The 24,447-nt window shown below is 49.6% G+C and carries 23 protein-coding genes and 2 other annotated features; of the genes, 18 read left to right on the top strand and 5 right to left on the bottom strand.

Annotation, left to right across the window (positions count from 1 at the left end):
* Positions 1-24: 24 nt before the first annotated feature.
* Both cydD and cydC read left to right on the top strand, forming a co-directional pair.
* The gene (cydD, locus tag KNO75_RS09830; RefSeq protein WP_214821470.1) at positions 25-1,749 is read left to right on the top strand and encodes a thiol reductant ABC exporter subunit CydD; all 1,725 of its coding nucleotides are present in this window, start codon (positions 25-27) and stop codon (positions 1,747-1,749) included.
* Positions 1,746-3,464 (top strand): thiol reductant ABC exporter subunit CydC, encoded by a 1,719-nt coding sequence (cydC, locus tag KNO75_RS09825; RefSeq protein ID WP_214821468.1) that lies wholly within the window; start codon positions 1,746-1,748, stop codon positions 3,462-3,464. Before cydD ends, cydC begins: the two co-directional genes overlap by 4 nt.
* A gap of 257 nt (positions 3,465-3,721) precedes the next feature.
* Here the strand turns inward: cydC and KNO75_RS09820 are convergent, their stop codons facing one another.
* A complete protein-coding gene (locus KNO75_RS09820; RefSeq protein WP_214821466.1) occupies positions 3,722-4,246 on the bottom strand; it encodes a hypothetical protein in 525 nt (174 codons plus the stop codon).
* A gap of 128 nt (positions 4,247-4,374) precedes the next feature.
* Positions 4,375-5,451 carry a diguanylate cyclase gene (locus KNO75_RS09815; protein WP_214821463.1) on the bottom strand — a complete coding sequence of 359 codons (1,077 nt, stop codon included), beginning with the start codon at positions 5,449-5,451 and terminating at the stop codon, positions 4,375-4,377.
* Between the two features lie 224 nt (positions 5,452-5,675).
* Here KNO75_RS09815 and KNO75_RS09810 point away from each other — a divergent pair, with 224 nt between their 5' ends.
* From KNO75_RS09810 to KNO75_RS09785, 6 genes are all read left to right on the top strand, one after another.
* Positions 5,676-5,858, top strand: a complete 183-nt coding sequence (locus tag KNO75_RS09810) for a hypothetical protein (RefSeq protein ID WP_214821456.1) — start codon at positions 5,676-5,678, stop codon at positions 5,856-5,858.
* An 81-nt stretch (positions 5,859-5,939) separates the two neighbouring features.
* Positions 5,940-6,890: a peptide-methionine (S)-S-oxide reductase MsrA gene (msrA, locus tag KNO75_RS09805; protein ID WP_214821453.1), complete on the top strand. Its 951-nt coding sequence runs from the start codon at positions 5,940-5,942 to the stop codon at positions 6,888-6,890.
* A 13-nt stretch (positions 6,891-6,903) separates the two neighbouring features.
* On the top strand, positions 6,904-8,190 hold the full coding sequence (locus KNO75_RS09800; RefSeq protein ID WP_214821451.1) for a DUF2252 domain-containing protein: 1,287 nt from the start codon (positions 6,904-6,906) through the stop codon (positions 8,188-8,190).
* Between the two features lie 62 nt (positions 8,191-8,252).
* On the top strand, positions 8,253-8,531 hold the full coding sequence (locus KNO75_RS09795) for a DUF5327 family protein (protein ID WP_214792640.1): 279 nt from the start codon (positions 8,253-8,255) through the stop codon (positions 8,529-8,531).
* A 109-nt stretch (positions 8,532-8,640) separates the two neighbouring features.
* Positions 8,641-9,006 (top strand): rhodanese-like domain-containing protein, encoded by a 366-nt coding sequence (locus KNO75_RS09790; protein ID WP_012727509.1) that lies wholly within the window; start codon positions 8,641-8,643, stop codon positions 9,004-9,006.
* A gap of 114 nt (positions 9,007-9,120) precedes the next feature.
* Positions 9,121-9,753, top strand: a complete 633-nt coding sequence (locus KNO75_RS09785) for an HAD family hydrolase (protein ID WP_214821450.1) — start codon at positions 9,121-9,123, stop codon at positions 9,751-9,753.
* A gap of 48 nt (positions 9,754-9,801) precedes the next feature.
* Here KNO75_RS09785 and KNO75_RS09780 read toward each other — a convergent pair whose 3' ends face one another.
* Entirely contained in the window at positions 9,802-11,214 is a 1,413-nt protein-coding gene (locus tag KNO75_RS09780; RefSeq protein WP_214821448.1) for an NAD-dependent succinate-semialdehyde dehydrogenase, read from the bottom strand.
* A gap of 92 nt (positions 11,215-11,306) precedes the next feature.
* On the opposite strand from KNO75_RS09780, the gene KNO75_RS09775 reads away from it, so the two are divergent.
* Together KNO75_RS09775 and KNO75_RS09770 are read left to right on the top strand one after the other, a co-directional pair.
* Positions 11,307-11,819, top strand: coding sequence for a glycerol-3-phosphate acyltransferase (locus tag KNO75_RS09775; RefSeq protein WP_214821446.1), 513 nt, complete (start codon positions 11,307-11,309; stop codon positions 11,817-11,819).
* Positions 11,816-13,399 (top strand): GNAT family N-acetyltransferase, encoded by a 1,584-nt coding sequence (locus KNO75_RS09770; RefSeq protein WP_214821444.1) that lies wholly within the window; start codon positions 11,816-11,818, stop codon positions 13,397-13,399. Before KNO75_RS09775 ends, KNO75_RS09770 begins: the two co-directional genes overlap by 4 nt.
* Here KNO75_RS09770 and KNO75_RS09765 read toward each other — a convergent pair.
* Positions 13,338-14,975 (bottom strand): ABC1 kinase family protein, encoded by a 1,638-nt coding sequence (locus KNO75_RS09765; RefSeq protein ID WP_214786070.1) that lies wholly within the window; start codon positions 14,973-14,975, stop codon positions 13,338-13,340. The two genes, KNO75_RS09770 and KNO75_RS09765, sit on opposite strands and share 62 nt — an antisense overlap.
* 93 nt (positions 14,976-15,068) lie before the next feature.
* Here KNO75_RS09765 and KNO75_RS09760 point away from each other — a divergent pair, with 93 nt between their 5' ends.
* From KNO75_RS09760 to KNO75_RS09750, 3 genes are all read left to right on the top strand, one after another.
* Entirely contained in the window at positions 15,069-15,674 is a 606-nt protein-coding gene (locus KNO75_RS09760) for a trimeric intracellular cation channel family protein (protein WP_012727503.1), read from the top strand.
* 12 nt (positions 15,675-15,686) lie between these two features.
* Positions 15,687-16,052: a DUF423 domain-containing protein gene (locus tag KNO75_RS09755; RefSeq protein ID WP_214786072.1), complete on the top strand. Its 366-nt coding sequence runs from the start codon at positions 15,687-15,689 to the stop codon at positions 16,050-16,052.
* A 423-nt stretch (positions 16,053-16,475) separates the two neighbouring features.
* Positions 16,476-17,987: a murein hydrolase activator EnvC family protein gene (locus tag KNO75_RS09750; protein ID WP_214821442.1), complete on the top strand. Its 1,512-nt coding sequence runs from the start codon at positions 16,476-16,478 to the stop codon at positions 17,985-17,987.
* A gap of 85 nt (positions 17,988-18,072) precedes the next feature.
* On the opposite strand, the gene KNO75_RS09745 is transcribed toward KNO75_RS09750, so the two are convergent.
* A complete protein-coding gene (locus KNO75_RS09745; RefSeq protein WP_214816371.1) occupies positions 18,073-19,434 on the bottom strand; it encodes an amino acid permease in 1,362 nt (453 codons plus the stop codon).
* Between the two features lie 193 nt (positions 19,435-19,627).
* Positions 19,628-19,856, top strand: a binding site (T-box leader).
* A gap of 48 nt (positions 19,857-19,904) precedes the next feature.
* Positions 19,905-20,132 (top strand) — a binding site (T-box leader).
* Positions 20,133-20,187: 55 nt separating this feature from the next.
* Here KNO75_RS09745 and trpD point away from each other — a divergent pair.
* The 5 genes from trpD to trpA are packed head-to-tail and all read left to right on the top strand — an operon-like array spanning position 20,188 to position 24,413.
* Positions 20,188-21,177: an anthranilate phosphoribosyltransferase gene (trpD, locus tag KNO75_RS09740; RefSeq protein ID WP_214821440.1), complete on the top strand. Its 990-nt coding sequence runs from the start codon at positions 20,188-20,190 to the stop codon at positions 21,175-21,177.
* Positions 21,174-21,935: an indole-3-glycerol phosphate synthase TrpC gene (gene trpC / locus KNO75_RS09735; RefSeq protein WP_214821438.1), complete on the top strand. Its 762-nt coding sequence runs from the start codon at positions 21,174-21,176 to the stop codon at positions 21,933-21,935. Before trpD ends, trpC begins: the two co-directional genes overlap by 4 nt.
* On the top strand, positions 21,911-22,483 hold the full coding sequence (locus tag KNO75_RS09730) for a phosphoribosylanthranilate isomerase (RefSeq protein WP_214786082.1): 573 nt from the start codon (positions 21,911-21,913) through the stop codon (positions 22,481-22,483). The genes trpC and KNO75_RS09730 overlap by 25 nt, the downstream gene beginning before the upstream one ends.
* On the top strand, positions 22,465-23,649 hold the full coding sequence (gene trpB, locus KNO75_RS09725; RefSeq protein WP_214821435.1) for a tryptophan synthase subunit beta: 1,185 nt from the start codon (positions 22,465-22,467) through the stop codon (positions 23,647-23,649). The genes KNO75_RS09730 and trpB overlap by 19 nt, the downstream gene beginning before the upstream one ends.
* The gene (gene trpA / locus KNO75_RS09720; protein WP_214821433.1) at positions 23,646-24,413 is read left to right on the top strand and encodes a tryptophan synthase subunit alpha; all 768 of its coding nucleotides are present in this window, start codon (positions 23,646-23,648) and stop codon (positions 24,411-24,413) included. Before trpB ends, trpA begins: the two co-directional genes overlap by 4 nt.
* Positions 24,414-24,447 lie beyond the last annotated feature (34 nt).

Here is a 24,447-nt window from a genome sequence, read left to right as displayed (position 1 = left end):
AATGGAATTGTAAATAGAGAAAGGATGAATGCAGTGAAACGACTGCAAGCCCTTGCTTTCGCTGAAAGAAGTCATATCATCGGACTTGTGTTGTCTGCGATCATGATTGGACTATCGATTTTAGCGCAAGCGTATTTAATCGTCGACATCGTCGACCGAATTTTCTTGAAAGATGAATCATTCGAAGCCATCCTTCCGGCATTGGTGTGGCTCGTTGTCGCTTTGTTGGCGCGAGCACTCTTCGGCTACGTATCGGGACGAATCGGTGCGAGTTTGTCCGAAAAAGCAAAACAGGCATTACGCCTACAATTGTTGGATCGGTATGCCACGAGCCCGGTCGAATCGTCCTTGACAGGTCAGTCCGGGAAAAAGGTCAGCGTGTTCATGGATGCAGTTGATGAGGTGGACGCTTACTTTAGCCAATACTGGCCACAAGTCATCCAAACATCGATCATCCCGCTTCTTATTTTGGTCGTTGTCTTCAGTCAACACTGGATCTCAGGAGTCATCATGATGGTGACGGCACCGTTTATCCCGCTGTTCTTCATCATCATCGGGATTGCGACCCAAAAAAAATCGGAAGAACAAATGGAGAAGATGAACCAATTTTCCGGTAAGTTTTTAGATGTGTTACAAGGATTGACGACGCTCAAGCTTTACAATCGCACCGAGCAAGAAGCGAAGGCGATTGAGAAGAGTAGCCTCGACTTTCGGGATGCGACGATGGTCGTCTTAAAGACGGCGTTCTTATCGGGACTCATGCTCGAATTTATCTCGATGCTCAGTACCGGTGTCGTGGCGTTAGAAGTCGCGTTACAGATGGTCGTTTGGGAGAACCTGACGTTCTTCTCTGGCTTCTTGATTCTCGTGTTGGCGCCAGAGTATTATTTGGCGATTAAAGATTTAGGAAGTGCCTTCCATACGGGACGTGGAAGTATGGGTGCGGCAGAAAGAATCTTTGACGTATTAGACGCCCCAGATGATCGCATCGAATGGGGATCGAAGTCACTTCGTTCACGGACACCGGACCTTGAGCTGGAAGATGTATCTTTCGAATATGCAGGTGGACGCTTTGCGCTTCAGCCGTTGAGCGGTCGGATTCCTTCTGGCACCCACCTGGCCTTAGTCGGCGCAAGCGGGTCCGGGAAGACGACAGTGCTCAACGTCATTTCCGGACTCTTGCAAGTGAAGTCGGGACGCGTCCTCGTGGACGGTGAGCCACTTCATTCGTTTGACGAGTCCGTCTGGTATGGAAACATTGCCTATATCTCACAAAACCCTTATCTATTTGCCGGGACGCTTGCCGATAATATCGCGTTAGGCGAAGAAGGCGACGAGCTCGCGTTACGAGAAGCAGCAGATGCGGCAGGACTTTCTGAGGTGATCGACCAGTTACCGAATGGAATCTGGACGGAGCTTGGAGAAGGCGGGTTCGGTCTGTCAGGCGGTGAGCGACAACGTCTCGCACTTGCCCGAGCGTTCTTTAAACGACCAGGCATCCTACTGTTTGATGAACCGACGACAGGTCTCGATTTGAAGACCGAGCAGATTGTGAGACGTTCAATCGCTGAGCTGTCGAAAGAGGCAACGTTAATCACGGTGGCACACCGTCTGCATACAATCAAAGAGGCAGATATGATTTGGTTTATGGAGGATGGGAAGCGCATCGCAGAAGGGACGCATGACGCGTTGCTCGCTGTTCCAGAGTATGCGGAACTATTTGCGCTTCAGAAAGGGGTGAGCCGATGAACTCGCTTTGGACAATCACAAAATGGATGATGCGTGAGAAGAAAGATATCCTTCTCTCCATCTTCTTTGGATATGCAGCTGGGATCGCGGCGGTCGCCTTGTTTGCGGCAAGTGGATACCTCGTATCACGTGCGGGTCTCGTCCCGCCGCTGTATGCGCTCATGGTACCTGTCGTCCTCATCAAACTGTTCGGGGTCATTCGGGCAGGCAGTCGTTATCGGGAGCGTCTCGCGTCACACCGAGCAACGTTTACGATTTTGAGCGAGCTACGTGTCCGTTTTTATCGACAACTTGAACCGCTCGTCCCGTCGATTTTTGCGAAATATCGGAGCGGGGATTTACTTGCACGTGTCGTCGGAGACGTCGAGAGTCTGCAAAACTATTTCCTTCGTGTGTTTTATCCGCCGATCATACTCGTGCTTGTTTTCTTAAGCACCATCTTTTTTGTCACGTTCTTCTCGTTTGCGGTCAGTGTATGGATCCTACTCGGTGTACTCGTCACTGGATTCTTGATTCCACTTGGCTTTGCTCGGATTCGTGCTTATCATGACGAGACGATTCGCGCATTGCGCGGGGATGTATCGATTCAATTGACAGAAATGATGTACGGATACCGAGATTTGAAGCTTCATCATCAACTCGACCGGACGAAGCAGGCCGTCTATACACGAAGCGAGCGATACATGGAAGCAGAGCGGAAAGACACGACGAACCAGTTTTTCAACTCCGCGCTCGTCGTCGCTGCCTCTTTACTCGTCTCATGGGGTGTCTTGGCGATTGGGGCATATCAAGTGGTAGAGGGAGACTTGAACGGGTTGTTCTTGGCGATGCTCATCATGATGTCGCTCACAGCATTTGAGAATACGACACCGATGGCCGTGTTCCCGGGTCATTTTGCTGACAGTAAGCAAGCCGCTGATCGATTGTTTGAAGTGACGGAACCGAGTGAAGCGATTGAGGCGCTTGAAGCGAAACGACAGGACGTGACCTTCACGATGTCCCCATCGATCTCATTTGAGCATGTTCGCTATCGCTATCCGGACACGTATCGGAACGTGATCGACGATGTCACGTTACACATCCCGAGCGGTTCGAAGACGGTCATCGTCGGGCCGAGCGGATCTGGGAAGTCCACGTTACTTCAACTTTTATTGGCGTTCGTTCGAACAGAAGATGGAACGATACGATTAGATGATCAATACTTAAATGATTTGAAACAGACTGCAATCTGGCAGCATGCGAGTGTCGTCTTGCAAGACAATCACTTCTTTTACGGAACAGTACGTGAGAATTTGGCACTGGCCGGTGAATTTAGCGATGAAGAGATGCTTGTGGCGCTCGAACGTGTCCGTTTATCGTTTGCGCTTGATGAACCGGTCCTTGAGAAAGGAGCGAACTTGTCGGGTGGAGAACGACAACGTCTGGCGATTGCACGAGCCCTTCTGAAAAATGGACTGATGTGGTTGCTCGACGAGCCTACTTCAGCGCTTGATGCCGGAACGGAAGCGCACGTCTTTTCTGAACTGTTGAATCAAGCAGATGAAGGGACGCTCATCCTCGTCAGTCACCGCTTGACGGGACTCGAAGCCTTCGACCAAATCGTTGTGATGGAAGCTGGGCGGATCGTTGAAGTCGGTTCGTATGAAGAACTGATGACGAAGCGAGGCATGTTCTACGAATTGAAACAAATCGAACAAGAAGTGTTCGCATCATAAAAAAACGAGCAGCCCCGTCGGTGGGCTGCTCGTCTTGTTTTTGGCAAATATGGGTGCAACAAATGGGGGTTGTCGCAGCAATGCTTTCAAAAAGTGTGTCGTGGAGGGGAATCCACGTGACGTGATGTGTTTGGGGAACGTGCACGTCAAGCTTTTGGGAAGCTACATCTAGAGTATAGTTGATAACGATTCTCATTGTCAATAAGAAAGGTAAAAAAAGACCCATCCATGCGAACATGGATGGGACTCTGTTTTGCTTAGTTCGAAGCGACGCCTTTTCGAACGGTGAATCGAATGAGACTGAACAAGTATCTCGTGAAGAAGAGAGCGAACGCGTAAAATAGCGCGATGAACGGTGACTGGAGGTCAATCCCAGGAATGTTCATCAAAAACTCTAAGACGAGAATCGATAGCAAGAATACGTAAAGAGCAGCGTCTAAATAAAGTGGCATGAGACGCCCCCGCTGATGCCAAAACGTACGGATCAGTGGTGCGACGGTCATTCCGATAATCCGTTCAGCAAAACCGATACTGAGCACGGCAATCAAGAATGAGTGGACGGTGTTAAATGCCACTAAATCTGAGAATACGAATCCTGAAATGAGTAAGAGTGGGCCGATGACGATCATCATCGAGAGCGACGTACGGAAAAAAATCCATAAATTTTGTTGAATCGAACGAATTCCCCCGAGTGCCGATTGTTGAAGTGTCTTCCCACGTTTATAGTCAATCGCGAACGAGCTGATAAACATAATTCCAAACAAAGATAACAAAACTGACATGAACGATGTTTCCCCTTTTCTGAATAAATCCTGATGTACCAATCTGAACCAAAGTCTAGCCTAGTTTAACGATTCGTTTCGAGAAAGTAAAGCGAGAAAACATGCTCAAGTATGAAGTGTTCAAGTCATTAAGAGGCTAGGATGAAGCGATTTCGACCAGATTCTTTTGCGTGATATAACGCTTCGTCTGCATGCTTCAATACACTATCGATTTCGATATCGTTCGAATGACAAGCTCCTAGCGAAACGGTGATGTGTAGCGTACCTGCGCTCGTTTCAAACGGGAACGACGAAACCTTTTCTCGGATAGATTCTGCGAGAAGAGATACTTCATCTCGTGTAGCGTGTGGCATAACGATTAAAAATTCTTCGCCGCCGAAGCGACCGACCAAATGCCGTTCATTACTTTCATTGACGAGTAGCATGCCGAGTTCACGTAAGATGTCATCACCGACATCGTGACCGTACGTGTCATTGACTTGCTTGAAATGATCAATATCGACTAAGATTAACGCATATTCTTCTGCCTCGACCGTCAAGTTGGCCATCGCTTCATTTAAAAGACGACGGTTGGCAATCCCGGTGAGTGCATCTGTGCGTGCAAGCTGTTGTTGATGCTGAACGTTCTCAAAATGGCGACGTAATTCAAGTAGTAATCGATACGCAGCACAAGCTCCGATATAAGACATTAACGAGTAGACGATTAAGACGGGATAAAATAGATTAAGCGGTAGCGCAGCATAGATGGCTGCCCCAAAGATGACGATGTTAATGATCGTGAATACAAGTAGCGTCGGACGTGTGTTATCCATGCGTTTTCTAAGGATACTGATGGTTCCTACAAGAACGAACATAGTCGCAAATGCTAAATACAGTCCAATCATTGCGCCATCTGTATACCAGACGACGAAAGTGCGTCCAATCAGATAAACGATGCCAGCGACCGTTCCGCTCACCCAACCCCCGTATAGGACAGCCAGTATAATCGGGATAGCGCGTAAATCAATGAGCACCCCTTCAAGAGGTAGGGCGTTTACTAAAAGTAGAATAGCAATCAAGCCGGTTTGCACACCGAGTAAAACTCGCCCTTTTAAAGGGGACTGCGGTGTCAAACGTGGACGATTGCGAAATGGTAAAAAGGAAATCGTGAAGAGTGTGAACAAGATACACAAGTTGATAAAAAATGCGTTAACGATTGTGAGCATCAAAACTCCCCCTTATCCTGTATGGGAATATTTAGTTAAAGTATAAAGCATCTTGTCGAAAACAAACAGGATTAACCTGTGACTTCACGGAGAATCTACCTTCATTAAGGTTCAATCCCAATTCTAATCGTTCCATTTCTGTAGAACAGACATATTTCAACTTTTAGAACTTTCGTTATCGAAAATCGAAAGTTTGGTATGATAAGAGAAAAGGAGGACTGTCCGTGCGTTACTGGGATCATTTTAAACGAGCGTTTATTCCGATTGCGCTCATTTTGATTGGATTAGCGATCTTTTATACTTTATCGGCTAGAGATAACATGGTGTTGACGATTTTAGGGGCTGCGATTGTAGGAGTCATCTTATTTTTAGTCATGCGTCACGTGAATCAAGTCGAAGAAGACTAAACGAGAACACATTTTGTGGTTCTCGTTTTTTGTTGTCTTGCGACTTTTTTGGGTACACTACAAAGTAAGGAGGGATTTTTTATGGCAAAAGCTACATTTGCGGGAGGCTGTTTTTGGTGCATGGTCAAACCGTTTCATAAATATGAAGGAGTCGAACGTGTCATTTCCGGATACACGGGAGGACATGTCGACAACCCGACGTATCAACAAGTCTGTTCAGAGACGACGGGACATTTAGAGGCGGTCGAGATTACGTTCGATCCCGAAGTCATCTCGTATGAGGAGTTGCTCCGCATCTATTGGCGTCAAATCGACCCGACAGACGGTGGGGGACAATTCAATGACCGAGGCGAATCGTATCGTCCGGCCATCTTTTATCATTCAGAGGAACAACGGGACGCAGCTGAGCGCTCGAAACAAGAAGTGGAAGACTCAGGACGGTTTGATCGTACGATTGAAGTCGATATCCGCCCTGCGAAAACGTTCTGGGAAGCAGAAGATTACCATCAGGATTACTATAAAAAGAATCCGTTCCGCTACGAGATGTACCGGGTCGGGTCTGGTCGTGCGAAATTCATCAAAGAAGCGTGGAGCGATCGGAAGAAGCAACAGGCACTCCGTGAACGTTTGACGCCGATGCAGTATAAAGTCACGCAAGAAAATGGAACAGAGCCGCCGTTTCAAAATGAATACTGGGACGAAGAACGAGAAGGATTGTACGTCGACATCGTTGATGGAACACCACTGTTCACATCTCATGATAAATTTCAATCCAACTGCGGGTGGCCAAGCTTCTCACGCCCAATCGAAGAGAAACGAGTCGACTTGAACATGGACACGACGCACCACATGGTACGGACGGAAGTCCGTTCAAAACAAGGTGACAGTCACCTCGGTCACGTCTTTGATGACGGACCAAAAGAACTCGGCGGTTTACGCTATTGCATCAACTCGGCCGCTCTCCGGTTCATTCCTATAGAAGAGCTTGAAGAAGCTGGGTACGGGGAATATAAACACTTATTCAACAAGTGAAGGGGAGAGTCGTATGTTCACAGCCGTCAAACAACAAATTCGGTGCGAAACGATTGGGACCGTCCTTGATTTTTACGACCAGTCGATTCGACATCTTTCGGAAGAAGCGAGACAAGAGAAGTATGCCAAAATGAGTTCGAGCCCGTTCTCGTTCTTTCGAGGAAGCTCACACTTGTTCTATTACGACTTTGCGAAAGTCCCCATCGCGTTTGACACAGGTCCCGACCACCCGACGTTCATTCAAGGAGACTTGCACTTTGAGAATTTTGGTGTGTTCGAGGATGGGGCTGGTACGATCATTTATGACGTAAACGACTTTGACGAGGCGTATATCGGTTCCTATCTGTTCGACTTGTTGCGGATGGCGGTCTCTGTCGATTTGTTCGCGGCCGAGTCAGGGTTTGACGGTAAAGCAGCTATTGAGGCATTTGCACGCTCGTATGCGGAGGCGATTGAGAAGCATGCGAAAGGAAAAAGTGAACATATTCAATTTACAAAAGAGAATACGTGTAAAGCCGTGAAGAAAGTCATTAAAAAAGCGGAGAAGAAGAAAGACGAATTCATGTCCGAACGGACGGAAGTAAGGGACGAAGAACGTTACTTTTCAACAAGTGATGATCTGATTCCTCTTTCGCCGGGCATGCGTGAGAAAATCGAGGCGGCCTGGGGAGATTATCTGTCTTCTTTGTCAGAGGAGCATCGTCATCACGCCGATCATTATGAAATCAAAGACATTGCCATCAAGCTTCAAAGTGGAACGGCTTCTATCGGTCTAGAGCGTTACTATATTTTGATTGAAGGAGCCGACAAAGAGCACGATGAAGATGTCATTTTAGAAATGAAACAGGCACAGTCCGCCGTTCCGTCGCTATTTCTGCCGACGCATCCGCTATTTGAGAATGGATTGTCGCACCAAGGGGCGCGTGTCGTTGCCGCGCAGCGGGCGATGGTTCACAGTCGTGACCCTTATCTCGGCTATTTGACGATTGACGATAAAGAGTATTATGTGAGGCAACGTTCACCGTACAAACGAAAAGTGAAGGCGAAGCATATGAAAGACGAGACGTCACTCATTGAGACGTTGAAGGTGCAAGCGCAAATCACAGCGAAAATTCACGCCCGGGCCGATGCGACGTCTAACGTGCTAGATTATACGGCGAGTGAACGAATTGCCGTGGCCATCGGGGACTCCCCATCGTTATTCATTCGGCAGTTGTCGAGATGGGCCGATTTTTATTCAAATCAAGTTCGTTTTGATTATGATGCCTTTTTAAAATGGATTGAATCAAGGCAACGTTAAGAATACTTGCGAATCGAAGGGGAAATCCTGCACAATGGAAGCGTAAAGGATGTGTAAGGACCATGATTACAGAACAACAAGTCATCGCCCAGATGCGTCAGGTAATGACACAGATTGAGTCGTCGACGGGCGAAGTACAAAAGCGTCATTTGGCAAAGTTGATGGGCTTTTGCGAACTGCTATTAGCGGAGACGTCTGAAGCGAAGGGTGTCAGCACGCCACAAGCGACGACTCCGGCGAGTGAGTCAAAGCCACCGCTCGATCGTCAGATGGCCGCCTTCCTAGGGATTCCAATGGAAGAAGACGAACAACCTAAATCGGATTCATTGCTCGATTTTTGAACCACATGTGCATCACATGTGGTTTTTTTTGTGGAATCACTTTCATTGACTTAAATACCTTAGGGGGTATAATGGATTTAAGAAATGAAAATCAAATGGAGGCATGAATATGTTGGACTTTCTTTTTGTAGCGGTCGTCATTGGACTTGTGTATTTCTGGTGGAGTCGCCGAAACAATGTTAAAACGGTCTCGACGGATGACTTGAAACGAAGAATCGCGGAAGAGCGGAACATTCAACTGTTGGACGTGCGTGAGCCGCATGAATACCGCGGAGGACATATTAAGCAAGCGAAAAATGTGCCTCTTTCAGGATTTGGGAACGCGCAAGCGAAATATCCGAAGGAAAAAGAGCGTCCCGTCTACGTGATCTGTCAAAGTGGCATGCGTAGCCAACGCGCCGCAGCGATGCTCAAGAGTGCCGGATATACCGACGTCTATTCTGTAAAAGGCGGAATGAATTTCTGGCGAGGATAATGGACGCGACTGAACGAATCGGTTCAGTCGTTTTTTTGTCACTACGTTTTCCCTTTTGCATTTTCGGGGATTCTGCTACGGTAGGGAGAGAGTGAAAGAGAGGGGATCAATCCAATGGCAGTGATTTTATTTGATATCGATGGCACGTTAGTAGATACGACAGGACCGATGACACAAGCAATTCATGAGGCGCTTGAGGAACTTCCTCATCTTCCGAAACCGAGTGAAGATGCGGTCCGCTCAGGATACGGCTTGGCAGGTAACGCATTTTGGGAGCATGTTATTCCAGAAGCGTCGCTCGAAGAGATTCGTCTCATTCGCAGATTGCGTCACACGACGCTCGAGAAGACGATGGAAGGGCAGAACGTCTTATTCGATGGAATTCGTGACATGTTGGAAACACTTCACGAACAAGGCCACACGTTGACGACGGCGAGTAACTGCGGCGTCCATTACATGAACCTGATTTTAGATACGCAACAGATTCGTTCATATATGACGGCGCCGGAATGCTTGGAGTCCGTCAGTGGCGAGAAGAAAGCAGACATTCTGACGGCGCATCGGGTCCGTCACGGTGAGGCGGACTATATTATGGTCGGCGATCGCAAATCGGATGTCGAGGCAGCACGGGCGCACGATTTTCCGGTCGTCTTGACAGGATTCGGATTCGGAAATGAAGAAGAGTGGGCGCTTGCGGATCACGTCATCAAGTCACCGAACGATTTAGTCGAATGGGTCAACCGATAAGAAAAGGCTTGTCGCACATGTCGACAAGCCTTTTTTGTATGCCTCTATTTACAACCCGAGTGAGATGTATTTGACTTCTAAAAATTCGTCGATGCCGTGGTGACCACCTTCACGGCCGAGTCCGCTCTCTTTCCAACCACCGAAAGGCGCTTGAGGAGTTGACGGTAGCCCATCGTTCACACCGACAATCCCATACTCTAACGACTCTGCTAAGTAGACGGCTTCATTGATGTCTTGCGTGAATAGATAGGCGGCTAATCCGAACGGCGTATTGTTCGCCCGTTTGATCACTTCGTCGAGTGAATCGAATGTCGCAATCGGTGCGACCGGTCCAAATGTTTCTTCGTTCATGCAGAGCATGTCTTCGTTCGCGTAACGGATGACCGCCGGACGAATGAAGAGCCCATCTAACACTTCACCACCATACACTTCACCGCCACGAATTTGAGCGTCCTCGATGTGTTTTTCGACTTTACTGAGCGCGTCATCGTCGATGAGTGGACCGATATCGACACCTTCCTCTAATCCGTTCCCGACTTTCAACGCTTCGACCTCTTTGATGAAACGCTCCGAAAATTCATCGACGACGGCTCGTTCGACATAAATTCGGTTCGCACAGACGCATGTCTGTCCACCGTTACGGAACTTCGTGGCGACCGCTTGCGGGACAGCTTTATCCAAGTCCGCCTTGGCCGTGACGATGAGCGGGGCGTGGCCACCGAGTTCGAGCGAAATTTTTTTCATCGTGTCCGCAGCGTCACGCATGAGCATCTTCCCGACTTCGGTCGACCCTGTGAACGTCAATTTTCGAACCCGTTTGTCTTGTTGCCACGCCTTGACGATATCAGACGCTTGCCCTGTGACAAGATTGATGACCCCTTTTGGGAATCCTGCCTTCTCGGCCAATTTGATTAATTCAATCGCCGTCAACGGAGTCGCCGATGCGGGTTTCATGACGACCGTACATCCAGCAGCAAGCGCTGGTGCGACTTTCCGCGTGATCATGGCAGCCGGGAAGTTCCATGGCGTGATGGCGGCGATGACGCCTACCGGTTGTTTGATGGCAAAGATTCGTTTCTTGTTCGAAGAGGCGGGAATCGTCTCCCCGTACACTCGTCGACCTTCTGCGGCATACCAATCGATAAAGCCGTTCGCATAGTTGATTTCACCGATGGCTTCTTTGAGCGGCTTTCCTTGCTCCTCGACCATCGTCCGTGCGAGTTCTTCCGTATGTTCTGCAATCAAACGATGCCACTCATTCAGTAGCGCCCCTCGTTCATCTGCGGTTTTTTGTTGCCATTCCTGTAACGCCTCGTGCGCCGCATCAACGGCTTGTGTCGCTTCCGCGGTATCGCTTTTCGTCACAACGGCCATCACATTTCCGGTAGCCGGATTTCGTACTTCGATCGTCTGCCCCGTTTCTGTCCATTCCCCATTAATAAAGTTTTTCTCTTCTCGCATCTTGATTTCCCCTTTCCAAAAAGTGCACAGTTAATTAGAGGATACCCGTTTTTCTAGAACGCACACAATTTTCCAAAAAATGAGGGGATACCATGTGGATCATTATTGTCGGCTATTTAGTCGGGGGCCTACTCGGGGGTAGGCTATATGGGTTACTAAGTGGTCATGATTTAGCGACATCCGGTTCAAAAAACACAGGGGCCCGCAATGCGCATCGCATCGGAGGAACACGGGCTTTTTTCATCGTGTACGGATTCGACGTGCTGAAGACGATCCTTGTCTTGCAGATGAGCGGACCGTATTTTTGGCAGACAGCGCTTGCGCTCACGCTCGGTCATATTTATCCGTTTTGGCGAATTCGCGCAGGCGGGAAGGGATATGCCGTTTTTTCTGGAATCATATGGGCATACGACCCGTGGTGGTTTATCGGTGGTCTCCTAATCTTATTGCTCTTGATCAAAGTGACGGGCAATTCACGTGAGACAGGACTGGTCATGCTTATGCTACTACCGCTAGCAGCCCTAGGAAGTCTCGAACATATCATCTGGGCCATGCTCATTGCGATGATCATTATTTATCATCATGTGAAGGAGGGGAAAGCATGATTATGTATCGAAAAGCTGGTGAATCGGATTTTGACGCCATTCATCGATTGAATTACGAAACGTTTGTCGAAGAGATTCCGCAACATTCACCGAACTCGGAACGACGGCTCGTCGATCGGTTTCATGGACAGAATACATATTGGATTGGTGAAGTAGACGGTGAAGTGGTCGCCATGTGTGCACTACGTGGCGAAAAACCTTTTTCGTTGGAACAAAAAGGGGTGCGCATTCCTGACGGGGATTGGATCGAAATTCGTTTGCTTGCTGTGAAGAGAGCGTATCGACGCAATCGGACATTCGCCGGACTGATGCGAGCGGTCATTAAAGATGCGACCGATCGTGAAGTGGATGGGATTGTCATCAGTGGGACGACGCGTGAACAAGTGCTCTATCACCGATTCGGATTTATTCCATTTGCGGATCCAATCGGCCCTGAGGAAGCAAGGTACGTTCCGATGATGTTAACGCGTTCAGCCTTTTATGAATCAAAGTCTGCGTCGACGCTTCGACCAATAAGTTTCCTTGCGGGTCCTGTCGAATGTTCGGAGCGCGTGAGAGCACGACTCTCAAGGCAATCACTCCCACACCGTTCAAAAGAGACGAGTCGCATGCTCGAATCGGTTCAGCAACAACTGACAAAGCGAATCGGACTTCCTTACGTCTATACGCTTCTCGGAAGTGGCACGGTCGCCAATGATGCGGTCGCGGCAAGATTGCGGGGACATGGTGTCGTTTTATGCGCCGGCGAATTCGGGGAGCGTCTCATGGATCACGCATCCCGCGCCGGTCTCTCATTTGATGTCATTCAAGTGGACGGGGAAGGGAAATGGGAGGTTGCTCAACTTGAGCAGATTGAACCGGAGTGGGTGTGGACGGTACATTGTGAGACATCTTTAGGCATCTTAATCGACCTCGCCCCGCTTCACACGTGGCAAGGTGTCGTCGCCGTCGATGCAATCAGCGCGGTCGGGACACTTGTCTATGATTATTCTTTCGCGGACTACGTGACTTTTTCCTCGGGGAAAGGATTACGGAATGCGCCAGGTCTCGCGTTCGTCGCGATGAAAGAGCGGGCGGAAATGATGCGAGACGTGCCACGCTACTTTGATTTGTCCCTCTATCAACCAATCGCCTTCACACAATCGGAACCGCTCCTTGCGGCGATGGATGTCGCATTAGAGGAATTAACGGAAGAACAGGTCGCATCGCATCAGGAGAAGATGGCATTGTTGGTCAACTCACTTCGCGAGAATGGCTTACAATTCAAGCTGAGTCCCGCCCAATCACCTGGCATCATCACGATTCCGATGCCGTGCGGACAGTCCTCGATTGAGTTAGGTCGACAACTATCCTATCAAGGTTATCTCGTCCAATATGAGAGCGAATATTTGAAACGGGCGAACGTCATCCAAGTATCGACGATGGGCTGGACGACACCTCGCATGATGCGTGACGTTGGTGCCTATATTGCCGAGTGGATGCAACAAAAAACCGCCACTCTGGAAAGTGACGGTTCGCTTACACACGAAAATCCTGACGTGCCAAGTGACGAATTTTTCGTCCGAGGCGTCTCCAATTGAAGTAAGCCAGCACAGACACGACGCCACCTGACCAGAACAGCCATTCATCTGGTCGGATATAGCCGAGTAGCCCGACGAGCAACCCGAGCAAGATGACGATGGCATTGAACGTCTGACGGTGCAAGAGTTCTTTCGATTCCAAGTTGCGTTGGAACATCGCTTGCTCCGACAGGCGTTTTCGTGTCGGCTCTTTTAAGTAATTGTCGAGAAGCGGTGGCACGTTCAACAATTTCTTCGCATAGTTGATCCCGGTCTTTACATAACGGTTTTGAAGTGTCGTGCCGTCCTCCTCGAGCCATTCGATGACAATCGGTTTGCCGAGTGTGAACAGGTCGATTTTCGGATCGAGGATTTGCAGGATGCCGAGCAAAGTCGAGGCGGCCCGACCGAAGAAGGCGAATTCCGCCGGGAGTTGGATCGGTTCGTTTTTGACGAGCAACTGAATATCCTGCAACACTTTCTCAATTAACTTCGTATCGACGGTGTCGATATCGGTCTCTAAATAAAAAGTGACGGCTTTCTCGAGTGCTTGGCGGATGTTTTGCTTGTTCGCCGTCGGCAAGAGGAAGCGTAAATCTTCTAGGCCGTCGACGATGCTGTCATAGTCGAGCGAGATGAACGCCTGTAAGATGTTTCGGATCGTTGCCATGTCCTGTGCCGTCGTCTGTCCGACCATCCCGAAGTCGAGTAGGATGATGGTGCCGTCTGCTCGGATTTGAACGTTTCCGGGGTGCGGGTCAGCGTGGAACTGTCCTCCGAACAACAATTGTTCGGCGGCGAGCGTGAATAGTCGTTCGGCTAGGGCAGAGCGATCGATTTCATTTTCTTTTAAGAAGGCGAGGTCGGTGATGCGTCGTGCATCGACCCAGTCCATCGTCAAGACGCGGTTCGTACAGAGGTGTTCGTGATAATCCGGAATGTAAACGTCCGGGTTATCCGCATATTTGGCTTTGAAATATAAGGCGTTTTTTAATTCGGTTTGAAAATTTAGTTCATCCCCGATGACAAAAATCATTTGGCGATATAAGCTATCTAAGTCGGTCGATTTTGCGAGGGATGTCCGCTTCAACATCGACGTGACAATCCGCATGGCCCGGAAGTCGGTACGGATGATTTTTTCGATATTCGGACGTTGAATTTTGATGGCGACCCGCTTGCCGTTTTCCAGAAGGGTGGCACCGTACACTTCCCCGATTGAGGCGGAGGCGACGGCGTCGATGCCAACGTCTTTGACGACTTGCGTGTAAGGGACGCCCCATTCCGCCTCTAGAATCGCGCGCGACTTGTCCCAACCCGATGTCGGGACACGGTCGACGAGTTCAGATAGTTCGTTCAAGACGGCCGGAGGCAATAAATCGGCACGAATGGACAAGAATTGTCCGAGCTTGATCAACAAGCCTTCGAGTCGGAGTGCATTTCGTTTATACTCACGCGCGAGCTTGAGCATGAGTGCTTCATATTCTTCTGTCGTGGCGACACCTTGCTGTTGCTTACGTGAAAAGGCGTATAGCCGAATGATGAATCGGGCGAACATGGTGACGATAATCCATATGCGGAACAAAGCGATACGTTTCATTGTAATACCGACATCCTTTACGACAGTCGCTCGACTGACCTGATTTTTTGTAACTATACTTTACCATACAATGCGTTGAAGAAAGGGCAAGGGATGTTCATGGAGTGGGAATTGCTCAACGTCGTCGGAACGATTGCGTTCGCGGCGAGCGGAGCCATCATTGCGATGGATGAAAAATACGATATTTTTGGGGTATGGTTGCTCGCGTTTATCACCGCCTTTGGGGGCGGCGCGATTCGGAACGTCCTGTTAGGAAACCCCGTCAGTTTGATTTGGCAACAGAATGATTTATTTATTTTATGTTTTCTGGTCGCACTCCTCATCTTCCTGCTACCAAGTGTCGTATTGCCACATTGGGAACGCTGGGGTGTGATTGTGGATGCAATCGGATTGGTCGCCTTTGCCTTTCAAGGAGCACAGGTCGCCATCAAGCTGGATTTACCGTTATCGGCAGCAATCGCGGCGGCTGTCCTGACCGGGGTCGGGGGTGGTGTGGTCCGCGACTTACTGGCTGGGCGTAAACCGCTCGTCTTGCAATCAGAGGTGTACGCGATTTGGGCGATTCTCATTGCGGTCATCACGTATTACTTCAAGCTCGAAGGCGGTCTTGCCGTCTATGCGCTTTTAATTGTCGTAGCGACACTTCGAGTGATATCCTACTATCGGAAGTGGAATTTACCAGCACGAAAAGTCAGATAAGGGGGAACGAAAATGAAGATTTTACTAATGATTGGTGCCGGATTGATGGCACTCGGTGTGGCACTTGGCGCGTTCGGTGCCCATGCGCTAAAAGAGAGACTGTCACCGAACATGTTGGCGAACTGGCAGACGGGCGTGCTCTATCACATGATCCATGCGCTCGGGATCGTCGGGATCGCAGCGCTCCTCATGCGTGTGAGTATCAGCCAATTTAACATTGCCGGCTGGCTCATGTTTGCGGGAATCATCTTTTTCTCTGGAAGTTTATACGTCATGGCGTTGACGGGAATCACGAAACTCGGAGCCGTGACACCAATCGGCGGCGTCTTATTCATTGCTGCTTGGATTTTTGTCATCGTCGGTGCGATGAAATTATAATGACAGAATCAATTTATTTCGACATCCATGTCTTTGCTCATGTTCACATGCAGCGAACGCATGGATTTTTTTTGATGAGTCATCCCATCAATTGGAAAACAGATTTGCGCTTCATGTATTTATTATTTGAAAATAGGGTAAAGCGTTCTCTATTTACATAAAATATTACAGAAACATGTCAGAATGGACGATTAGAAAAGGTATTGATAAATAATAAGTTCAACACATTCGTTGCCTATGCTGTTGTGCGTGCGTAATAAAATTGAAATATAACTTTAACAGGAAAATATCTAGCAGTTAGATATAATTAGTCGTGTTGAAACTCAACCAAATGATCGTTTTTGTTACATACTGAAACGGCTTTAAAATATGTAGTGTAGTAGGTACTCACGTTTGTCATTTAAGAAAGGATGTACCCCATTCATGAATTGGAAACGCACAGTCTCGACGCTGACGCTTGGTGTGATGCTCATCAGCACACATACAGTTGCCGACGCATCGACTTCGATTAAAGAAAAACAAGAAGAACAACAAAAAGTACAAGAGAAGCGCAATGACGTGAAAAAGAACCAAGCCGATACGTCTTCAAAGATTGAAGTGAACAAAGAAGAGATTTCAAAAGTTCAGGCAGAGGTCAATAAAATGGACGCACAGTTGCAGGACATCATCAACGATGTCGCCATGAAGCGCCAAGAAATCAAGCGTACCGAGATGAAAATCGAGGATCTTGAAGCCGACATTAAAGATTACCAAGAAAAAATGAAGGCACAAGAAGCGATGATGAAAGAACGTATGGCCACGATGCAAAAGAACGGTGGCGGCTCAATTAACTGGGCTGAATTCATCTTCGGTTCAAAAAACCTCTCTGATCTTGTCACGCGTATGATCACGGCTGGAACGATTCAGCGTAGTGACCAAGAGTTGTTCGATGACTATGAAGCGACACAGCGTTCGTTGAAAGAAGCGCAAGCTGACTTGAAAGCAGAACGTGCCTCACTTCTCAAACAACAAAAGGCACTTGAAGTGCGTCAAGCTGAGCTCGAGAAGAAAATGAAGCAACGTGAGAAGCGTATCAAAGAGCTTGAAGAGAAGAACATCAAGTTTGAATCACAAATCTTCGACCTTCAAGAAATTGAAGCGACGTTAGTGGCACAAGAACAGGCAATCGCGGCTGAAATCGAAGCGCAACGTCGCGAAGAAGAGGAAGCCCGTCGTCGTGCTGAAGAAGCAGCTCGTCAAGAGGCGGCACGTAAGGCAGAAGAAGCACGCCAAGCAGAAGCTGCACGTCAAGCTGAGGCTGCTCGCAAGGCAGAGGCAGCACGAGAAGCGGAAGCGGCACGTCAAGCTGCTGCACAACAAAAGCAAGACAATAAAACGAATACCCCGTCTTCGTCGTCTTCAAACAACACGGCTCCATCAACACCAGCACCAAAACCGGAACCGGCGCCGAAACCCGCACCAACACCAGCGCCGAAACCGGAGCCAAAACCGGCACCGACGACATCGACGCCAGCACCGTCTAGCTCAATGTTCATTCAACCGGCTTCAGGACGCTACTCACAAGGATGGGGTCCGGCGAGCGGTGCGTATGGCTACACGTTCCATAACGGTGTAGATATCGCTGGTCCAACAGGTACACCGATTCGTGCATCTGCGACAGGTACAGTTATTCGTGCAGGCTGGGGTGGCGCTTACGGGAACCACGTCATGATCGCGCACGTCATCAACGGTCAAGTTTGGACGACAGTTTATGCACACATGAACTCAGTATCTGTCAGCTCAGGACAGCGTGTGACACAAGGATCAAATATCGGGACACTTGGAAACACAGGGAACTCGTCAGGTCCGCACTTGCACTTTGAGATTCATAAAGGCGGCTACTCGTACTCGGCAACGAGCGCAGGTAGCACGGTCAACCCGCGTCAGTTCTTCTGATGCCCTATACAGAAAGCTCCTTTCGATTGCGAGAGGAGCTTTTGTGCGTACAAAAAATCCCTCCGCGATGGCGAAGGGATGCTCGTTAGTTGGCTTGCTCGATATCGTTTGAATGATCTTGTTTCTTACGCATGCGTTCACGCACGTAATAGATAATCGTCAACCCAATCAACCAAGGTACCCCGAACTTCAACAAGATGTTGAAATCGGTGAACCATGTCGTGATCATCAGGCTGAGGAGTAAGACAGCTCCAAGTATTGGGAGGAACGGATATCCCATCATACGGACAGGGAGTTTTCGTCCGGTCCATTTCTTCCGGAAGAACAAGTGGGAGACGAAGACCATGAACCAAGTGAAAATGGCTCCAAACATCGAGATTCCCATCAAGAACGGATATGACGATTCCATAAACACTTGTAATAAAGCGGCTAGGACGATGCCACCCGTTGAAACGAGTAATGCGAACATCGGGATGCCGTTTTTGCTGATTTTTTTGAACACTTTCGGTGCATCGCCGGCTTCTGCGAGCGAGTACATCATGCGTGTTGATGCATAGAGCTGTGCGTTCATCGCTGACAAGGCGGCAATCAAAATCACGAAGTTGAGGATACCTGCCGCGAACGGCACATCAAACTGTTCCATGACGAGCACGAACGGACTTTGATCGATACCCGCTTGCTGCCATGGGATGAGCATGAGCATGATGGCGAGCGTGACGACATAGAAGAACGTCAATCGGAACACGGTAGCGCGTAAAGCGCGTGGTACGGCCTGATCCGGGTCTTTTGCTTCGCCTGCTGTGACGGCGACGAGTTCGGTTCCAAGGAAACTGAAGAGGGAGATGAAAATCGTCACCCACATTCCGTAAAACCCGAAAGCGAAGAAACCTTCGTTTCCAGTCGTGATCGATTCAATCGGTGATCCTGGTTCGCCGAACAATGTGGCGGCACCGAGAACGATGAATAGGATAATGGCAGTTACTTTGATGAAGGATAACCAGTATTCGGTCGTCCCGAACGTGTGAACATGACGGGCGTTGACGTAAATGAGTAGTCCACCGAAGAGGGCGACCCAGACGAACCCGTTCACATCCGGGAACCAGTAGCGCATATAGATAGCGATGGCACTGACCTCAACCCCTACAGCGAGTACGTTCGCGACCCAGTAAGAGTAACGGACGAGAAAGCCTGCGAGTGGATGGACGTATCGCTCGGCAATCGTTCCGAATGATCCAGATGTTGGATGGGCGACCGTCATTTCGGCGAGTGCACCCATGAGTAAGAGGACGATGAACGCCCCGATGGCATAGCTGACGAGCACGCTCGGACCAGCGGTTTGGATCGCGAGCCCGCTTCCGAGGAACAGCCCGGTTCCGATGGCACTCCCGAGGGAAATCATCGTGAGTTGCCGGGTGGACAGCTCGCGTTTTAGTTTGTTTGTTTCCAAAATCGATTCTCCTTTAGTTGAGTGAAATGTTGTTGTGGACGACTATAGCAGACAGAAAAAAACGATGTCAATTCGAAAAACCGATGAAGGTTCTCGATTTCGGGGTGCACATATAGAGGCAAAGTTTTTCGATTTTTTTATTTGACAGGGATGCATCCTCCCTGTATAGTACGAGTTAACTTAACTGAAACGAATAAAGGCGTCGACGAAGAGAAGTAACGACGAATCTTGTATGACAGAGAGCTGATGGTTGGTGCGAATCAGTATACAGGACGTCGCGAATGGACTTCTGAGCTCTAAACCGAACTTTGAGTAGGCTTTAGCGGGTTACCCACCGTTATCACGGGGAAGCGGATGATTGTCCGTGAAGTGGGTTCTTCGGAACCAACGAAGGTGGCACCACGGGGTTACTCGTCCTTCTTGTAGCATAGGCTATGAGGAGACGGGTAACCCCTTTTTCGTTTCTATAACATAAATCGAGGATTGAGAAGAGTAGCGCGAGAAGACGTTTCGTCCAGAGAGTCAGGGATGGTGAGATCCTGACCGAGGCGTCCGCGTGAATGGGCTCATGAGAGCATGGCTGAATGAAGTAGGTCGTGACGGCTTCCCCCGTTATCGGGATACGATGTGATTGCATCGGAGAGTGGATTCTTCGGAATCAACGAGAGGTGGCACCACGGTCTAGAACCGTCCTCCATACGACGACTGTCGTGTGGAGTTTTTTTATACACATTTTTAGAGGGGGAACAGACGATGATTCAACAATTGGAGACAAACGCACTATCAACAGCAGATATGAAAGTGGCAGCAAGCGAGATGTTCCAAGCGGATGAAGCACAAATCGAACGGGTGCTACTCGCGATGAAAGAACGTGGGGAGACGGCAGAAGAGATGGCGGGACTCGCGGCATACATCCGTGAAGCAGCACAGTTCCCCCCGACGGATTTGCCTGTACTTGATGTCTGTGGCACGGGCGGCGATGGGGCGCACACGTTCAACATCAGCTCGACCGTCGCCTTCGTGTTGGCCGGTCTCGGCATCCCGGTCGCCAAACATGGGAACCGTGGCGTATCGAGTCGGTCTGGAAGTGCGGACGTCCTCGAGGCATTGAACGTTCCGATTGTGAAGACGGCGGAAGAAGTACATGCCGACTTGAAACGGACGAACTTGAGTTTCTTGTTCGCCCAGCATGTCCACCCGATCATGAAGCACGTCATGCCGGTCCGGAAACGACTCGCGACGGCGACCATCTTCAACCAAATCGGACCGCTTACGAATCCGCTTCGTCCGAAACGACAACTGATTGGTGTCTACCATCCATCACTAATTGAGAAGATGGCGACAGCGATGCGTCATCTTGGAGTAGAGCGTGGCATGGTCGTACACGGTGCGGGTGGCCTCGATGAAGCGAGCCTCGCTGGTGTGAACGAGGTGTACTTCTTTGACGGGGAACAGACGGCGCGTTACGCGGTCGACCCACGAGATGTTGGCTTGATGCGGGCACCGCTCGAAGCACTACGTGGAGGAACGCCGGAAGAGAACGCCGCGACACTACTCGCTGTATTGAACGGGGAGTCGGGCCCGGCGCGAGATGTCGTCTTATTGAATGCGGCGCTTGCCCTTTGCACGTACGGCACAACTTCAACGCTTCGTGCAGGGGTGAAAGAGGCGAAACGCAGTATCGATGAAGGGCACGCCTTACGCGTGTTACAACACTTACAACGTACGGAGGTAGAGGCATGAGTTATTTAACGAAAATCATCGGAACGAAAATCGAAGAGGTCAGTCGTATGGAGCCGATCGATGTCACCGTGACAGAGCCGATTGCTCTCTTGAATCGAATGCGTGATGGATTCCACATCATCTCGGAAATCAAACGTTCGTCACCTTCGAAAGGAATGATTCGGGAGGATGTGAACGTCGCCGAACGGGCTCGTCAATATGAACAAGCTGGAGCGACGATGATTTCGGTGTTGACGGACACGACGTATTTCAATGGGTCTTTTGAAGATTTACAACAAGTCGCCGACGTGGTCACAATCCCGGTACTCTGCAAAGACTTCATCATCGATGAACGACAACTCGACTATGCGAAGCATTACGGTGCGAGTGTCGCCCTCCTTATCGTAGCGGCACTTCATCCGAAACGTCTCCACGAGTTGACACGATACGCTCGCTCCATCGGTCTTGACGTCTTGGTCGAAGTGCATGACGAAGCCGAGTTACACATCGCGCTCGAGCTCGATGACGTGTTGATTGGCATCAACAATCGAGACTTAAAAACGTTCGAGGTATCACTTGAGACATCAATCGATTTGATGGAATGTTATCCCGATGTCACGTTCGTCAGTGAAAGTGGAGTCAGCACCGTCGAGGCGGCAGCGCGTCTAAAAGAAGCCGGGGCCAGCGCCATTCTCGTCGGAGAAGCACTCATGCGGGAAGAAGACCCGACCCGGTTACTCGAGGAGTTGAAAACATGTTCGTTAAAATTTGTGGATTGAAAACAGAAGAAGCGGTCGAAGCGGCGGTCGAAGCGGGGGCGGATGCCATCGGATTCGTGTTCGCCCCGAGTTCCCGTCAAATCGACGTGGCCACAGCGAAGACGTTAGCAGCGCGTATCCCGCAATCGGTTCGAATCGTTGGTGTGTTTTTAAGTCCTTCAATGGAAGACATCGCGCAAACGATGGACGTGGGACTGACGGATTTACAAATTCACCATCGAACGCAGTCAATCGAACAACTGCGAATCTTCGGATTACCGATTATCGATGCGTCGACCGAGGTGGCGGCGGATGTTCGATTGATGGACCATCCGACCCCGGGCAGTGGACAGATTTTAGACTGGGCAACGATTGAGCGGCCGAATCGTCCATTTTGGCTAGCAGGTGGCCTATCCCCAGACAATGTAAGACAAGCGATTCAAACGATCCAACCAGACGGCGTCGATGTCTCGAGCGGTGTTGAGACAGACGGTGTGAAAGATATCAAAAAAATTCGCACGTTCATTCAACGTGCCAAGGAGGAACTAGGATGTATGCACAACCAGTGAACGGGAAATTTGGACAATACGGTGGAAAGTATATTCCGGAGACGCTCATGCAGGCAGTCGAAGAATTAGAGGTCGCTTACGAAGAGGCGAAGCAAGACCCTGAGTTTCAAGAACGCTTCTCTTCCTTATTAAGCGAATACGTGGGACGTGAGACGCCGCTCTATTATGCGTCGAACCTGAGTCGTCGTCTTGGGACGAACGTCTATTTGAAACGTGAGGACTTGAACCATACCGGTGCCCATAAGATCAACAACACGATCGGACAGGCGCTCCTTGCGAAACGGATGGGGAAACAAAAAGTCGTCGCCGAGACGGGAGCGGGTCAGCACGGTGTCGCGACTGCGACAGTATGTGCGTTACTCGATTTAGAATGTACGATCTTCATGGGTGAGGTCGACGTTGAACGCCAGGCGTTGAACGTGTTTCGGATGGAATTGCTCGGAGCGAAAGTCGTTCCGGTCAAATCAGGTAGTCGTACACTAAAGGATGCCGTCAATGAAGCGCTCCGTTACTGGGTCAAACATGTCGACGATACGCATTATGTGATGGGTTCAGTACTTGGACCGCATCCGTTCCCGCAGATGGTACGTGATTTCCAAAGTGTGATCGGGACAGAGACACGTCGTCAAATCCTTGAACAGACAGGACGCCTCCCAGACGCCGTCGTCGCTTGTGTCGGTGGAGGAAGCAACGCCATGGGCATGTTCTATCCGTTCTTGAACGATGAGTCGGTCGCCCTCTATGGTGTCGAGGCGGCAGGTAGTGGCATTGATACAGATAAACATGCGGCAACACTCACGAAAGGGGAAGTCGGTGTCCTACATGGTTCCCTCATGTATGTCTTACAAGACGCGGCCGGTCAAATCGAGGAGGCACATTCGATCTCAGCCGGACTCGATTATCCAGGGGTAGGACCAGAGCACAGCTTCTTGAAAGACATCGAACGGGTGCGGTATGCAGCTGTCACGGATGACGCGGCGCTCGATGCATGTCTCGCGCTCAGCCGCCAAGAAGGCATCATTCCTGCCCTTGAATCATCACATGCCCTTGCTTACGCAGAGACGCTCGCCAAGACGATGGGTGAAGAGGAGACATTGGTGATTTGTTTATCAGGGCGCGGAGACAAAGACGTCCACACAATCCGAGAGAAGGTGGCGACACGATGAAATTAGAGACAGCGATTCGTGAACGAGAAGGAGCGGCTTTTGTTCCGTATATTATGGCCGGTGACGGCGGGATGGACCGACTCATTCCGACCATTGTTGAACTAGAACGGATGGGTGCGACAGCGATTGAACTCGGTATCCCGTTCTCCGATCCGGTGGCAGATGGTCCAATCATTGAGGCGGCAGGAATGCGTGCGCTTGAAGCGGGCGTGACGCTCGAAATGGTATTGAACCATTTAATAGAAGGAAATGATCAATTTAACGTTCCAATCGTGTTGATGACATACTTGAATCCTGTGTTTCGATTCGGGATTCAACCGTTCTTTGACCGAGCGAAGGAATGCGGGGTAAGCGGGGTCATCATTCCTGACCTTCCGTTTGAAGAAAGTCTTCAATTATTCGCAGATATCGACCGGCATGACGTCGCGGTCATCCCGCTCGTGACGTTGACGAGTAGCGAGGCGCGGACAGCATCGATCTTAGAGAAAGCGGAAGGATTCGTCTATGCGGTCACACTCAAAGGAACGACAGGGAAAGCCGATGTGTTCCCAGATGAATTACTCGCCTATTTGACTCGATTGACAGAGCAGTCACGCGTTCCTGTTTTGGCAGGATTCGGCGTACATTTACCGGAGCAAGTGCAGACGCTTGGAAATGCATGTGATGGTGTCGTCGTCGGAAGCTTTATCGTCGAGGCGCTCCATGAAGGAAGAACAGACGACGTTGAGACGTTGATTCAATCCGCAAAGCACATACACGCATAAGAAAACCGGCGCTTCAAAAGAGGCGCCGGTTATT

It is taken from the genome of Exiguobacterium sp. s35, assembly GCF_018617535.1.
GTDB classification, from domain to species: Bacteria; Bacillota; Bacilli; order Exiguobacteriales; family Exiguobacteriaceae; genus Exiguobacterium; species Exiguobacterium aestuarii.
Note: the sequence above shows the minus strand (reverse complement) of the source record. Positions and strands in the feature narration are given on the sequence as shown.